The sequence below is a fragment of the Rhodococcus sp. 5G237 genome (genome assembly GCF_053764735.1).
Map to the genome: position 1 here is coordinate 453513 of NZ_JBSNCD010000001.1, position 14082 is coordinate 467594.

At 69.1% G+C, this 14082-nt stretch carries 13 protein-coding genes; 6 read left to right on the plus strand and 7 right to left on the minus strand.

The window, feature by feature from the left end:
• The first annotated feature begins 15 nt into the window (after positions 1-15).
• The gene (locus ACWPOC_RS02140; protein WP_455407928.1) at positions 16-1005 is read left to right on the plus strand and encodes a R2-like ligand-binding oxidase; all 990 of its coding nucleotides are present in this window, start codon (positions 16-18) and stop codon (positions 1003-1005) included.
• Here ACWPOC_RS02140 and ACWPOC_RS02145 read toward each other — a convergent pair whose 3' ends face one another.
• Positions 1006-2115, minus strand: a complete 1110-nt coding sequence (locus ACWPOC_RS02145; RefSeq protein ID WP_455407929.1) for a hypothetical protein — start codon at positions 2113-2115, stop codon at positions 1006-1008.
• Positions 2116-2330: 215 nt separating this feature from the next.
• On the opposite strand from ACWPOC_RS02145, the gene ACWPOC_RS02150 reads away from it, so the two are divergent.
• Positions 2331-3623, plus strand: coding sequence for an alpha/beta fold hydrolase (locus ACWPOC_RS02150; protein ID WP_455407930.1), 1293 nt, complete (start codon positions 2331-2333; stop codon positions 3621-3623).
• Positions 3624-3697: 74 nt separating this feature from the next.
• On the opposite strand, the gene ACWPOC_RS02155 is transcribed toward ACWPOC_RS02150, so the two are convergent.
• Entirely contained in the window at positions 3698-5677 is a 1980-nt protein-coding gene (locus tag ACWPOC_RS02155; protein ID WP_455407931.1) for an acyl-CoA dehydrogenase family protein, read from the minus strand.
• A 355-nt stretch (positions 5678-6032) separates the two neighbouring features.
• On the minus strand, positions 6033-6497 hold the full coding sequence (locus ACWPOC_RS02160) for a hypothetical protein (protein WP_081314571.1): 465 nt from the start codon (positions 6495-6497) through the stop codon (positions 6033-6035).
• A 102-nt stretch (positions 6498-6599) separates the two neighbouring features.
• On the opposite strand from ACWPOC_RS02160, the gene ACWPOC_RS02165 reads away from it, so the two are divergent.
• A complete protein-coding gene (locus ACWPOC_RS02165) occupies positions 6600-7127 on the plus strand; it encodes a peptidylprolyl isomerase (RefSeq protein WP_016691095.1) in 528 nt (175 codons plus the stop codon).
• Between the two features lie 10 nt (positions 7128-7137).
• Entirely contained in the window at positions 7138-8064 is a 927-nt protein-coding gene (locus ACWPOC_RS02170) for a rhomboid family intramembrane serine protease (protein WP_059381972.1), read from the plus strand.
• On the opposite strand, the gene ACWPOC_RS02175 is transcribed toward ACWPOC_RS02170, so the two are convergent.
• A complete protein-coding gene (locus ACWPOC_RS02175; protein WP_059381973.1) occupies positions 8049-8507 on the minus strand; it encodes a PH domain-containing protein in 459 nt (152 codons plus the stop codon). The two genes, ACWPOC_RS02170 and ACWPOC_RS02175, sit on opposite strands and share 16 nt — an antisense overlap.
• 108 nt (positions 8508-8615) lie before the next feature.
• Positions 8616-8879 (minus strand): cell division protein CrgA, encoded by a 264-nt coding sequence (gene crgA / locus ACWPOC_RS02180; protein WP_006550938.1) that lies wholly within the window; start codon positions 8877-8879, stop codon positions 8616-8618.
• 103 nt (positions 8880-8982) lie between these two features.
• On the opposite strand from crgA, the gene ACWPOC_RS02185 reads away from it, so the two are divergent.
• Positions 8983-9708, plus strand: coding sequence for a DUF881 domain-containing protein (locus ACWPOC_RS02185; protein ID WP_159417098.1), 726 nt, complete (start codon positions 8983-8985; stop codon positions 9706-9708).
• Positions 9709-9874: 166 nt separating this feature from the next.
• Positions 9875-10537, plus strand: a complete 663-nt coding sequence (locus ACWPOC_RS02190) for an aminodeoxychorismate/anthranilate synthase component II (protein WP_006550940.1) — start codon at positions 9875-9877, stop codon at positions 10535-10537.
• 71 nt (positions 10538-10608) lie between these two features.
• Here ACWPOC_RS02190 and pknB read toward each other — a convergent pair whose 3' ends face one another.
• Together pknB and ACWPOC_RS02200 are read right to left on the minus strand one after the other, a co-directional pair.
• The gene (gene pknB, locus ACWPOC_RS02195; RefSeq protein ID WP_120280966.1) at positions 10609-12513 is read right to left on the minus strand and encodes a Stk1 family PASTA domain-containing Ser/Thr kinase; all 1905 of its coding nucleotides are present in this window, start codon (positions 12511-12513) and stop codon (positions 10609-10611) included.
• Positions 12510-14081, minus strand: a complete 1572-nt coding sequence (locus ACWPOC_RS02200; RefSeq protein WP_455407932.1) for a serine/threonine-protein kinase — start codon at positions 14079-14081, stop codon at positions 12510-12512. Before ACWPOC_RS02200 ends, pknB begins: the two co-directional genes overlap by 4 nt.
• Between the last annotated feature and the right edge of the window lies 1 nt (position 14082).

Sequence of the window (14082 nt, forward strand, 5' to 3'; positions counted from 1 at the left end):
TCTAGCCTCGATTGTGTGACCGAGATTACACAGATACGTCAAGGCTTCGCGTCGCTGCGGGAAGGCGGTCTGAACTGGGACGCCTTCCCGCTGCGTCTCTTCGCGAAGGGCAACGCAGCACATTGGGACCCGATGGACATCGACTTCTCCCACGACGCCGACGACTGGGCCTCGCTCAACTCCGAGCAGCGCCGCAGTTCGACCTATCTGGTCGCGTTGTTCGTCGCCGGTGAGGAGGCCGTCACGCAGGACATCCTTCCGTTCCTCCGCGCGATGGAGGCGGAAGGGCGGCTGGGCGACGAGATGTACCTGACGCAGTTCTGCTACGAGGAGGCCAAGCACGTCCAGGTGTTCCGTCGCTGGATGGACACCGTGGGACTCACATCCGACCTGCATCCCTTCGTCGCCGAGAATCCCTACTACCGGAAGCTGTTCTACGAGGAACTACCGCACAGCCTCCGCGTCCTCGATCGTGATCCGTCGCCGGCCAACCAGGTCCGCGCGAGCGTCACCTACAACCACGTCATCGAAGGCAGCCTCGCGCTGACGGGGTACTACGCGTGGCAGAAGGTGTGCACGAAGTTCGGGATCCTGCCGGGCATGCAGGAGATCATCCGGCGCATCGGCTCCGACGAGCGCCGGCACATGGCCTGGGGCACGTTCACCTGTAGACGGCATGTGGCAGCGGACGATTCGAACTGGAACGTCGTGCTGCAGCGGATGGAGGAACTGCTTCCCCTCGCGACCGGCATGATCCAGTGGCAGAACGAGCAGTTCGACGAACAGCCCTACGGTCTCGACAACGACGAATTCATCTCCTACGCGGCAGACCGTGCCCAGAGGCGGCTCGGCGCAATCGAATCCGCGCGCGGACGTCCGCTCGAGGAGATCGATCTCGATTTCGCTCCCGCGGTGCTCGAGGAACGTTTCGGCGACGAGGACGCTGCCGCGCTCGCCGCGGTACCCGCTCCCGACCGCACCCCCGCGGAGCGAGCGGGGCAGTAGTCAGAGCAGCACGCCGGCAACGAGCGCGATCAACACGAGAACGGCGACGACCCCGATGACCACCGTTCTCGTGTTGCCGCCGCTGCCGCTCTCCTCCTCGGTGTCGGCGGTGAGAACGGGAACGGGTGCGGACTCCTCCGCGGCGCCGCGTGCGTCCACGAAGTTCTCGGCCTCGACACGCCGCTCCTCGAGTTCGCGCAGTCGCGCGAGACCGCCGGTGAGGACGTCGGTTTCGTCATAGGAGGGCGGCAGCCCGATCCGGGTCTTGTTGGTCTCGCGTGCCGGGGTGAACCCGGCCGCGAGGATCGCCGCGCCGAGCGCCGCGGTCTGTTCCGGGCCCGGCCCGACGAGGCTGCGCACCGTGAGCTTCGTGGCGAGGCTGTTCGCGATCTCCTGGATGTGGGTGCGGTCGCGGGCGACGAGACCGTCGCCCATGACGACGACGGCCTCGAGATTGTCGGGCATCCAGCCGAACGATCCGAGGGCCGTGGCGAGTTGGGCCGCCGGGGACGGAGCGCCCTGAGCGGGGGTGCGGTAAGCCTTGCCGGCGGGCACGCCCGAACGTACGAGGGTGACGGTCGAGCCGCCGTCGTCGAGATGAAAGACCCCCACGAGCTGTCCTGGGGTCTCGGATATCTCGGAGGCGTACCAGGCGGCGGCCGCCTGTGCGTCGGACACGAGGTCGACGTGTCGCAGATCCGCGTAGTCCAGGGCCGCGCGCAATGTCGCGATGGTGTCCGGATCCCAGTGCGACGGGTAGGTCGCGGCGTAGCCGGGATCGCTGTCGCGGTCCATGCCGCCGAAGGTCGGCAGCGGGTGGCACTCCCGCAGCAGGCAGTGGATGGCAGTAGCCATCGCGTCCTCGGCGCGGTACATGCGACCGTCGCTCGCGGTGATGCCCGAGGCGTCGCCGACCCGCGTGAGGAAGCCCGCGATCGTGCGTGCTTCGTCCCCGTGCGCCACGCTGCCGAGCGACGTGTTGCCGTCGTGGTCGACGTGCAGGACGGAGTCGCGGGCGAGGACGACAGGGTCGGGAGTGCCGGGTTCGTTGGATGCGATGACCGCCGTGGACACGACTCGCCCGATCCGGAGGCCGACACCGATCGCCATGTCTTCCCTTCCTCGAGAGGCTGCTCGTCCGTCTTGCTGCCGAGGACCCGACTCGCTCCGGGTGCGCCGGACAAATGCACCGCTTCGGGCGCGAAGAACGATTGTGGCAGACAGGGAGGGAAGTGCCGACCTTACTTTCCGGTAAGTACGTGTTACAGTCCGTACCGCCGTGACGAGGGGCACACGGCTCCGGTGGATCCAGGTGGAGGAACAACATGGTGGGGCGTGCTCGGAAGTGGATGGCCGCGGCAGTGACGTCGACGGTCCTCGTGGGCGGGCTTCTCGGAACCGCGACGACAGCGGGAGCCGAGACGGACTTCTATCTCCCGCCGGAACCGCTGCCGATGGGTGCTCCCGGCGACGTCCTGCGCACGGCACCGTCCGACCTGGCGCTGCGCGCGCCGGTCGCCGAAGGCGTCTTCCCCGGTCAGGGCACCAAGCTGCTGTATCGCAGCAACGACGCCAAGGGCGCGCCCAACGCGGTGAGCGGCACCTACATCGAGCCGTCGACGCCGTGGAACGGTCCCGGCGACCGGCCGCTCGTCGCGCTGGCCATCGGCACCCACGGTCAGGGTGACCAGTGCGCGCCGTCCCGCAATCTCGGGGCGCTCGTGAACTACAACCCGCCCCTCGACTTCTTCACCGAGTACGAGGTGCTGTCGATCAACGCGCTGTTGCTGCGCGGCATCGCCGTGGTCGTCACCGACTACGACGGTCTCGGTACGCCGGGGCACCACACCTACGTGAACCGCGCCGCCGAGGCGCACGCGGTGCTCGACTCGGTGCGTGCGGCGCTGAAGCTCGAGAACGCGTCGGTGACCGAGAACAGCCCGGTCGGCCTCTTCGGTTACTCGCAGGGCGGCGGCGCGTCGGGCGCTGCGGCCGAGCTCGCACCCGAGTACGCCCCCGAACTGAACCTCGTCGGCGCCTACGTGGGTGCTCCGCCCGCCGACCTGGTGGCCACGCTGAAGCAGATCGACGGCACGCTGCTCACCGGTGCCATCGGGTACACGATCAACGGCCTGGGCGACGCCTACCCGGAGATCCGCGACGAGATCGATGCCGAGGTCAGCGACCGCGGCCGCGAGATGCTGGCCGCCGTGGCGAACCAGTGCGTCCCGGAGACGGTCGCGAACTTCGCGTTCCAGCGCACCAGCGATTACACCCGCACGGGTGAGCCCCTCGACGTCGTGCTCGACCGCCTGCCGCAGGTCCAGAAGATCCTCGCGGAGCAGCGCATCGGCAACCGCACGCCGGCCGTGCCCGTCCTGCTCCAGCACGGCACGCAGGACGACACGGTCCCCTACGGTCAGGGCCGTCAGCTGGCGCTGGACTGGTGCGACAAGGGCGCGACGGTGCAGTTCCTGCCCAACACGACGCCGCCGATCCTGCCCGGCTTCGTCATCAACCACGCGGTGCCGATGATCGGCGGACTGCCCGAATCCGTCGCGTACATCGAAGCGCGACTGCGCGGTGAGCCCGCACCGTCGAACTGCGGAGCCTTCTGACGCTCCTTCGAATCCGCAATCGATCCGGCCCGCACCCCCCTTCCGGGGGTGCGGGCCGGATCCGTGTGCAGGGTCTACACCGAGTGGCGGGTGTCGATGATCCGGCGCGCGACGTTCGTCTCGGTCGACGGGCCCGGTTCCCAGCGGGAGATCCACGGACCGGTGCCCTCGCTCGGATCGAGCACGCCGCGCTCGAGCCACTCGTATCTGCCCTCGAGAACACCGGACGCGGTGCGACGGTCCTCGGCGTCGGTGTTCGTCCACAGGGCGTCGAACAACTTCTCCACGCGAAGCCGCGACTGCTTGCAGAAGGCGTCGGCCAGCTCGAAGGCCGCGTCGGCTCCCGGATGCCCGTCCACGCGTTGCCGTTCGGCGCGCACGCACACGGCGGTCGCGGCGAACAGTTCGCCTCCGATGTCGACGATCCGGCCGAGGAAGTTCTCCCGCTTCTCGAGTCCGGCCTGCCAGCGGGCCATCCCGTAGAAGGTCGAGCGGGCGAGCTTGCGCGAGCTGCGTTCGATGTACCTCAGATGCGGTGCCAGGGAACCGAATTCGTTGTAGGTCCGCGGTAGCTGTCCCTTGCCGGCGACGAGCTTCGGGAGCCATCGGGCGTAGAACCCGCTCGCCCGTACCGCGGCCTGCGCCTTCTCCTTGCCCGTCGAATCGGGGTCGGCGAGTTCGCCGGCCGCGCGCAGGTGGGCGTCGACCGCCTCGCGGGCGACGAGGAGACGCATGATCTCACTCGACCCCTCGAAGATGCGATTGATCCGCAGGTCGCGAACGAGTTGCTCTGCGGGAACGGCCCGTTCGCCGCGCGCGGCGAGCGACTCGGCGGTCTCGTAGCCGCGCCCGCCGCGGATCTGCACCAGTTCGTCGGCGATGAGGCATCCCATCTCGCTCGCCCACAACTTCGCCAGTGCCGCCTCGATGCGGATGTCGTTGCGCTGCTCGTCGTTCATCTGACCCGACAGTTCCACGACGGACTCGAGTGCGTAGGTGGTCGCGGCGATGAACGAGATCTTCGCGGCGACGGCCTCGTGCTCACCGACCGGCTTGCCCCACTGCACCCGCTCCGACGACCATTCGCGGGCGATCTTCAGCGCCCACTTGCCGGCACCCGAACACATCGCGGGGATGGCGAGGCGACCGGCGTTGAGCGTCGTCAACGCGATCTTCAGCCCGTCGCCCTCACGCCCGATCAGGTTCTCCTTCGGAACCCGCACCTTGTGCAGCCGGGTCACGCCGTTCTCGATGCCGCGCAGACCCATGAAGGAGTTGCGGCGTTCGACGGTGATGCCGGGCGAGTCCGCTTCCACGACGAAGGCGGAGATCCCGCCGCGATGGTCCTCGCTCTTCGGTATGCGGGCCATGACGACGAGCAGTTCGGCGACCACCCCGTTGGTCGTCCACAGCTTGACGCCCTCGAGTTCGTAGGCGCTGCCGTCCTCGACGGGAGTGGCGGTGGACGCGAGTCGCGCGGGGTCGGACCCGACGTCGGGTTCGGTGAGCAGGAAGGCCGAGATGGCGCCGCGCGCGCATCGCGGCAGGAAGCGCTGCTTCTGCTCGGGGGTGCCGGCGAGCTTCAGCGGTTCCGGCACACCGATCGACTGATGGGCCGACAACAGCGCCCCGATGCTGGGGTGCACGCAGGCGACGACCGTCAGTGCCCGGTTGTAGGCGACCTGCGACAGCCCGAGACCGCCGTACTCCTGCGGGATCTTCATGCCGAAGCAGCCGAGTCCGGCCAGCTCACGGACGTATTCGTCGGGTATCCGCGCGTCGCGTTCGATGCGGCCGCCGTCCATCGAGCCGCACGCGGCGCGCAGGCGTGCGAGGAACTCCTCGGTGCGGGAGTCCTCGTCGGGTGTCGGTCGCGGGAAGGGGTGGACGAGGTCGAGGGTGAGCCGTCCGAGGAACAGTTCCTTCGCGAAGGACGGCTTGTTCCACTCGGATTCGCGGGCCTGCTCCGCTACTTCGCGAGCCTGCCGCTCGGTTACTTGGCGAGCCTGCCGCTCGGTGACCTGTGGGGTTCGATCATCGGCGCTGTCTGCCATGACTGCCTCCGGGTCGCGTGCCTACTGGTGAGTATGCACCCGGATGTGTCGCTTATCACAGCTTCGGACATGTCGATCATGAAGCGGTCGGGATGTGAACGAGATCACTACTGCGGAGGTCGTCGGGGGCGTGCCGGTACTCCCGGACACGCCTACGCTCGAATCGTCACCGGCGACGCGCCCCGCCCGTCACTCGCCGATCCGCACCGCGGATCGGAACGGAGGTGGCCATGGAATTCCTGGCCTTCGTCCCCGTCCTGCTCACCTTCCTCGGCGTGCTCTACTTCGCGGCGTGCCTCATCGTCGACCACGAGATCCGATCCGCGGAACGAGAATTCGGCACCGCGACCGGCGATCAGGCCTCCGAGGTGTCGGTGGACTCGGGGGAGACCGGCGTCGACGCGGCCTCTCCGGTCGTCGTCGCGGCGGATTCCGCCGGCCGCACGCGCGGCGGTTCCGGAGCGATCGGAGGGTGAGCCGGACGGCGTCGCCGGTAGAACACGACCCCGCCGGCGGCCACGACGGCAACCGCGCCGGCGACGACGAGACCGACCCGCCTGCCCGTGCGCTCCGGTCGCGAGGACGACTTCGCGGCACACCGCTCGGCCGCGGCCCGCCGGGCCACCGAGAGCAGTTCGCCCGCGACGTCCAGACCCTTGCGTGCTGCGAAGAGTCCGGCCGCACTCGAGCCCTGCGCGAGCGCTACCGCGCCCTCGCCGGCCACGCGGAGAGCACCCGCGAGATTGCCGGATTCGTCGTGGCGTCGCACGAATGCCGGAAGCCACACGTCGTCGGTCTCGGCATGAATCAGCTTGCTCATGCGTCCACTCTTCCATACCGTCCCGGACCTGCGGTCGTGACCGGAGAGCGTGTCCCGCGCCGCCTGCCCTGCCCGGGAAGCGGGCAATGGCACCATGGTGGGGTGACTTCACCGCATCAGACAGCAACGGCCACGCTCCACACGAACCGCGGCGACATCGCGATTGCGCTTTTCGGCAACCACGCGCCGAAGACGGTCGAGAACTTCGTCGGTCTGGCTCAGGGCACCAAGGAGTACAAGACCCAGAACGCCAAGGGCGAGACCAGCGGTCCGTTCTACGACGGCGCGGTCTTCCACCGCGTCATCGACGGCTTCATGATCCAGGGTGGCGACCCCACCGGCACCGGCCGCGGCGGCCCGGGCTACCAGTTCGGCGACGAGTTCCACCCCGAGCTGCAGTTCGACCGCGGCTACCTGCTCGCGATGGCGAACGCCGGCCCGGGCACCAACGGCTCGCAGTTCTTCATCACCGTCGGCCCGACCCCGCACCTCAACCGTCGCCACACCATCTTCGGTGAGGTCGTCGACGCCGAGTCGAAGAAGGTCGTCGACGCGATCGCGACCACCGCCACCGACCGCGCCGATCGTCCGGTCGACGACGTCGTGATCAACAGCATCACCATCTCCTGAGAGAGTTCCCATGACGAACCCCGGCTGGGGCTCCGCGGCCGAGGGTGGTGGCCCGCAGCCCCAGCCGCGGTGCGTTCGCCATCCCGACCGTCCGACCCTTCTTGCCTGCTCCCGCTGCGGCCGGCCCGCGTGCCCCGAGTGTCTGCGTCCCGCCTCGGTCGGTCAGCACTGCGTCGACTGCGTCGCCGCGGCCGAACGGTCGACACCGCAGGCCCGCACCATCGCCGGCGCACCCGTCCGCTCCGATCGGCCCTCGCCGATCGTGACGTACGTGCTCATCGCGCTGAACGTGCTCGTCTTCGGCATCACCGCCGCGCAGTCGGGCAGCGTGATGACCAACGAGCAGGGCTCGGCACTGTTCCTCGACTGGGCGCTGTGGCCGCCCATCATCGCCGCGCACGGCGAGTACATCCGGATCCTCGGCAGCGGCTTCCTGCACTTCGGCCTGCTCCACCTGGCCGTCAACATGTTCGCGCTGTGGGTGATCGGCCGCGACACCGAACTCGTGCTCGGACGCGCCCGGTACCTCTCGGTCTACCTCGTGTCGATCCTCGGTGGATCCGCCGCGGTGATGTTCATGGAGACCGGTGCGGTCACCGCCGGAGCGTCGGGAGCGGTCTTCGGTCTGCTCGGCGCGCAGGCCGTCATCCTGCTGCGCCTGCGTCGCAGCCCGGCACCCGTGCTGACCATCGTCGGCCTCAATGTGATCATCAGCATCACCATCCCGGGCATCTCCCTGTGGGGTCACCTGGGCGGTCTCGTCGCCGGTGCCGCCGCGACCGCGGCCCTGCTCTACGCCCCGCAGTATCTCGGTGCCGGCACCGACCGGGACCGCATCGTGCGCACCGGGTGGATCGCGCTGGTCGCGGTCGTCGTGGTGACGCTGGTCGCGATCGTGCTCGCCGTGGTGCGGCTACGCGATCAACTGGGCGTCTGATCGGGCGCGAGATCGCGCACCGCCAACGCGGCGTGCACGTTCCGCGGGTCGGTGCCCAGATCCCACCGGCCGAAGATCATCAGGTTCTCCGTGCCGGTCGCGGAGTCGATCGTGTCGATCTCGAGCATCGGCACGCGCCGCCCGAAGCGCGGGTACTCGACGATCCGCACGCGGTGCAGGGCCGCGCGCGGGAACTCGCGACGACCCGTCAACCGCATCGTCGCGATCCCCGTTCCTCCGGGGAGCACTTCGAGGCGAGGACGCTGCCGCAGCGCGAGCGCGACCATCACGAGGACGAGCACCGCCGCGAAACCCACCAGCACGCGACCGGCCGCGTCGGGAACCGCAACCGCGGCCGTCACGGCCAAGGCGATACCGGCGGCCGACAACGCAGCTATTGCGGCGGGCGGCGTCGCCCACCGCAGCGGTGTCTCGTCGGGCATCTGCGTCCTCTTCCGATCCGTTCCCCGGAGACCTCTCACCGGGTTGTGCACAGTGTTATCCCCAGGTGGGGATGAATAACATCGGTGTAACCCGAATGGGCGGGGAGGTCAGCGCCAGTTCATCGTCATGATCAGACCGACCACCATGAACCCGAAACCGATCAGGAAGTTCCAGGCACCGAGATCGTTCATCCACGTGATCTGCTCGGCCGCGAGGTAGTAGACGATCAGCCACAGCAGCCCGATGACCATCAGGGCGAGCATCACCGTCACGTACAACGTGCTCGACGGCGTGCCCTTGACCTTCACCGGTGTGCGGCTCACCGTCCGGGTCGCGGAGACGTCCTTCTTGCGAACCTTCGACTTGGGCATGGTGTCCTCGTTCTCACGACTCCACCCGTCGTACACGGATGGAGTGGTCGGTCAACTACCTGTTGAGATCACGCTAACGTAAGGCCAGGATCGGAGGTACGACGTGTCGGAACGACGACTGCGCGCGCCCGTGTGGGGTGTCGCGACCCTCGTCGTCTGCCTCGTGGCCGGTCTGCTCGTGGGCACCACCCGCGGAGTGTCCGAGGGCGACGAACTGCGCGCCGGCGACTCCCCGCGACTGTCCGATCTGGTCCGTGCCGCGCAGGAGAAGGCCGACGAACTCGCCGCCACCCGAGACGATCTCACCGCGCGCATCGACGAACTCCAGGACCGTGCCGCGGTGAACGACGAGGACGTCGCCGCAGTGCTCGACGACCTGTCCGCGATCGAGGACCCGGCCGGACTCGTGGCCCGCCGCGGTCCGGGCGTGACCGTCACTCTCACCGACGCACCCCGCGACGCCAACGGGCGCTATCCGTCCGGTGCCTCACCCGACGATCTCGTCGTGCACCAGCAGGATGTGCAGAGCGTGCTCAACGCGGTGTGGGCCGGCGGTGCCGAGGCCGTGGCCATGCAGGACCAGCGGATCGTCGCGACGTCGGCGCCACGCTGCATCGGCAACACGCTGCTGCTGCACGGGCGCACCTACTCGCCGCCCTACGTCGTCACCGCGCTCGGCGACCCGGCGCGGCTGCAGGCCGCGCTCGACGCCGAGCCCGGTATCCGCATCTACAAGCAGTACGCGGCCCGCTATCAACTCGGATACACGCAGCAGGCGTCGGAGGATCTGTCGGTCCCCGCCTACACCGGTAGTTCGTCCGCGCGCTGAGACGTGCCCGATTCGGACACCGGGCGGGTCGCCCTGTAGTGAGCACCGGGCGGGTCGCCCTGTAGCGAGCACCGGGCGGGTCGCCCTGTAGCGAGCACCGGGCGGGTCGCCCTGTAGCGAGCACCGGGCGGGTCGCCCTGTAGCGAGCACTGAGTACCCTCGTCTCATGCGCATTCTCGTCGTCGACAACTACGACAGCTTCGTCTTCAACCTGGTCCAGTATCTGGGGCAGCTCGGAACGACGGCCGACGTGTGGCGCAACGACGACGAGCGGCTCACCGCACCGGGTGCTCTCGCACGGGTCGCGAAGGAGTACGACGGCATCCTCCTCAGCCCCGGCCCGGGTACACCCGAACGCGCCGGGGCGAGCATCGACCTGGTGAAGGCATGTGCCGACAGCAGCACTCCGCTGCTCGGTGTGTGCCTCGGTCATCAGTCCATCGGTGTCGCGTTCGGCGCGACCGTCGACCGCGCCCCCGAGCTGCTGCACGGCAAGACCAGCCTGGTCCGCCACAACGGTGCCGGTGTGCTCGCGGGCCTGCCCGATCCGTTCACCGCGACCCGCTACCACTCGCTGACCGTGCTGCCCGAGACCATGCCCGCCGAGCTCGAGCCCACCGGCCACACGGAGACCGGCATCGTCATGGCCCTGCGTCACGCCGAGCTGCCGATCCACGGTGTGCAGTTCCATCCCGAGTCGGTGCTCACCCAGGGAGGTCACCGGATGCTCGCGAACTGGCTCGCGGCCTGCGGCGAGGCTCCGGACGAGACGCTCGTCGCGCGCCTCGAGGCGCAGATGGCACGCGCGCTCGACGGCGGAGCGGCCTGACACACCCCATTTCCGACGAGAAAGGCGCCGGTCCTTCGAGGACCGGCGCCTTTCGTCGTTGATCAGCTCGCTCAGCGGATGCCGAGCACACCGACGCCCACGGTGATGGGCTGGTTCTTCGAGATCTCCGAACCCGGCGGCTGGGCCTGCGTGATCACGGTGCCGACGAGATCGACATCGAGTGTCGCCTCACGCGTCTGCTGGAGCTGGGAGGCGTTGCCCGTCCAGCCGGCGCCGCGCAGGGCAGCGAGTGCGTCCGAGACCGACCGGTTGGTGATGACGGGCATCTCGATACGGTCGCCGTTGGACACCCGCACCGTCACCGTCGACCCCTGTTCGGTGGAGGCGCCACCGGCCGGGCTCGTCGACACGACGGTGCCCTCGGTCTCGCTGGAGTCGATGTTCTCGACGACGACCTCGAAACCGGCGCCCTCGATGTTGTCGCTGGCCACCTCGACGGTCTGGCCCACGACGTTGGGGACGCGCACCAGTTCGGGGCCGGATCCCAGCGTGATGGTGATGGGGCTGTCGCGGTCGACGCTGGCTCCCGCACCCGGGTTCTGGTCGACGACGAGGTCCTCGTCGTCGGCATCCGACGGAGCGCGTCCGACGTTCGGGTCGAGCCGGAGACCGACGGCGGACAGCTCCTGGGCTGCGCGTTCCTGGGTCATGCCGTCGAGCCGCGGGATCTGCACCTGTTCCGGTCCTGTCGACACCTCGAGGGTGACCGTCGAACCCTCCTCGGCCTGGCTCCCGGGCACGGGACGGGTGTTGATGACGTTGCCGTTCGCGACGACCGGATCGCTCTTCTGCTGGATCGAGACCCGGAAGCCGGCGTTCTGCAGCTGGCTCTCGGCGAGCTCGGCGGAGATGTTGCGGACGTCGGGCACCGCGACCTGGGCGGCCGTCGAACCGGGGCCGAGCGACCACAGGAAGACGCCGACGATACCGACCACGGCGACCGCGGCGATGCCGAGCAGCACCTTCTTGAGAACCGAGCCGCCGCCGGAATCCTCGGCGGGTGCCCCGGCAGCGCCGGCGGCCGCGACACGGCTGTGCCGGCCCGTGTTGTTGTCGACGGAGTCGATCAGCGTCGTGCGGTCCTCGTCGGTCATCACCATCGGCGCACTCGGACGCTGCCCGCTCAGCACGCGGATCAGGTCGCTGCGCATCTCCGCGGCCGACTGGTAGCGGTTCGCGGGGTTCTTCGCCATCGCCTTGAGGATCACCGAGTCGAGCTCGGGCGGCACGGACGAATTCACCGACGACGGCAGCGGCGGATCCTCCCGCACGTGCTGGTAGGCCACCGCGACGGGCGAGTCGCCCTTGAAGGGGGGCTCGCCGGTGAGGATCTCGAACAGGACGCAACCCACCGAGTACACGTCGGACCGGGCGTCGACCTGTTCACCGCGCGCCTGCTCCGGGGAGAGGTACTGCGCGGTGCCGATCACCGCGGCGGTCTGCGTCATCGGGCTCGCGGCGTCGGAGATGGCCCGGGCGATGCCGAAGTCCATGACCTTCACCGCGCCGGCCTTGTTGATCATGACGTTGGCCGGCTTCACGTCGCGGTGCACGATCATGTTGCGGTGGCTGAAGTCCAGGGCCGCGCACACATCGGCGATGATCTCCATCGCCCGCTTGGGGGTCATCGGCCCGTCGGCGCGCACGATGTCGCGCAGCGTGTCGCCCTCGACGTACTCCATGACGATGTACGGGAGCGGCCCGGCCTCGGTCTCGGCCTCACCGGTGTCGTAGACGGCGACGATCGCCGGATGATTCAGCGCAGCGGCGTTCTGCGCCTCGCGCCGGAAGCGCAGGTAGAACGTGGGGTCGCGTGCGAGATCGGCACGCAACACCTTGATGGCCACATCCCGGCCGAGCCGCAGATCCCGCGCGAGGTGCACCTCGGACATACCGCCGAAGCCGAGGATCTCACCCAGCTCGTAGCGGGAGGAGAGCTTGCGGGGTGTGGTCATGACGTTCCTTGATTGTTCGTACCGTTGCTGGTTTCGGATGAATTGTCGTCCCCTCCACCGGCGGCCTCGGGGTCGGTCTCGTCGTCGCCGTCACCCTCCGCGCCGCCCGTGCCGCCGTCGCCGCCACCCGTGTCCTCCGCTGTGGTGGTGGTCGTCGCCGTCGTCGTGGTCGGGACCGTCGTGGTGGTGGGCGGTTGCGTCGTGGTCGGCTCGGTCGTCGGCTCCACTGTGGTCACCGGCGGCTGGGTCGTCGTCGTGGTCGGAGGGGGTGTGAAGGTCTCCGTCTCGACGGGCGGCGGCAGCGGCACGAACGTCGTCGTGGTGGTCAGCGGCGGACGGGTCGTCGTGGTGGTCGCGCGGGTCGTGGTGAGCTGCGTCGTCGGCGACGGAGCGCGCGGGATCTCCTCGTCGTCGCCGCCCAACAGCACGATTCCCAGAGTGACCAGGGCGAGCACGACTGCCGCACCTGCGGCCCAGGCCAGCGCTGTGGGACTCGGCGACCGTCGTCCGTCGTCGTCGGCGGGCACTCCCGCAGTCGGTGGACCTGCCACCGGCGGACGGCCGGCGGTCGGCGGCTGGGCCGAGCGGGGAACCGACGAATAGGCCGTCTGGTCGTACTGCGTCGGGTGCAGGGCACGGGTCGAGGACGTGTGGGCCGTCGTCCCGGGCACGCCGGGCGGAAGAACCCGGTTGGCGCTGGTCACCGGCGGCACGTTGCCGGGCGGGGGCACGGGCCGTCCGGACCGCACCGCAGCGACGGCGTTGGCGAACTCGCCGCCGTTCGAATAGCGGTAGGCGGGGTCCTTCGACATCGCGATCTCGATGAGTTCGCGCACCTCGGGCGGAAGATCCGTCGGCAGCGGCGCCGGGGTCTCCTGGACGTGCTTCATCGCGACCGTCACGACGCTGTCGCCGAGGAACGGACGTCGGCCCGACAGCACCTCGTAGCCGACGACGGCCAGCGAGTACACATCGCTCGCGGACGTCGCCTCCTGGCCCAGTGCCTGCTCGGGAGCGATGTACTGCGCGGTGCCCATCACCATGCCGGTGCGGGTGACCGGGGAGGCGTCGACCGCCTTCGCGATACCGAAGTCGGTGATCTTCACCTGGCCCGTCGGGGTGATGAGGATGTTGCCCGGCTTGACGTCGCGGTGCACCACGCCGGCGTTGTGGGCGGCCTGCAGGGCGCGTCCGGTCTGCTCGAGCATGTCGAGCGCGTGCGGCAGCGACAGGCGTCCGAGCCGCGACAGGACGGCGTTGAGCGGTTCGCCGTGGACGAGTTCCATCACGAGATAGGCGATGGACTGGCCTTCGGCGTCGGTGGTCTCGCCGTAGTCGAACACCCCGGCGATGCCGGGATGGTTGAGCTGGGCGGTGGTGCGGGCCTCGAAGCGGAACCGGGCGAGGAAGTCCTCGTCGCCGGACAACTCGGCCTTGAGGACCTTCACCGCGACCCGCCGGTCGAGCCGGGTGTCGAGTCCTTCCCACACCTGACCCATTCCGCCGGTCGCGATGAGTCGCTGGAGACGGTAACGGTCGGCGATCATGGCGCCGCTGCTCAGAGCCATG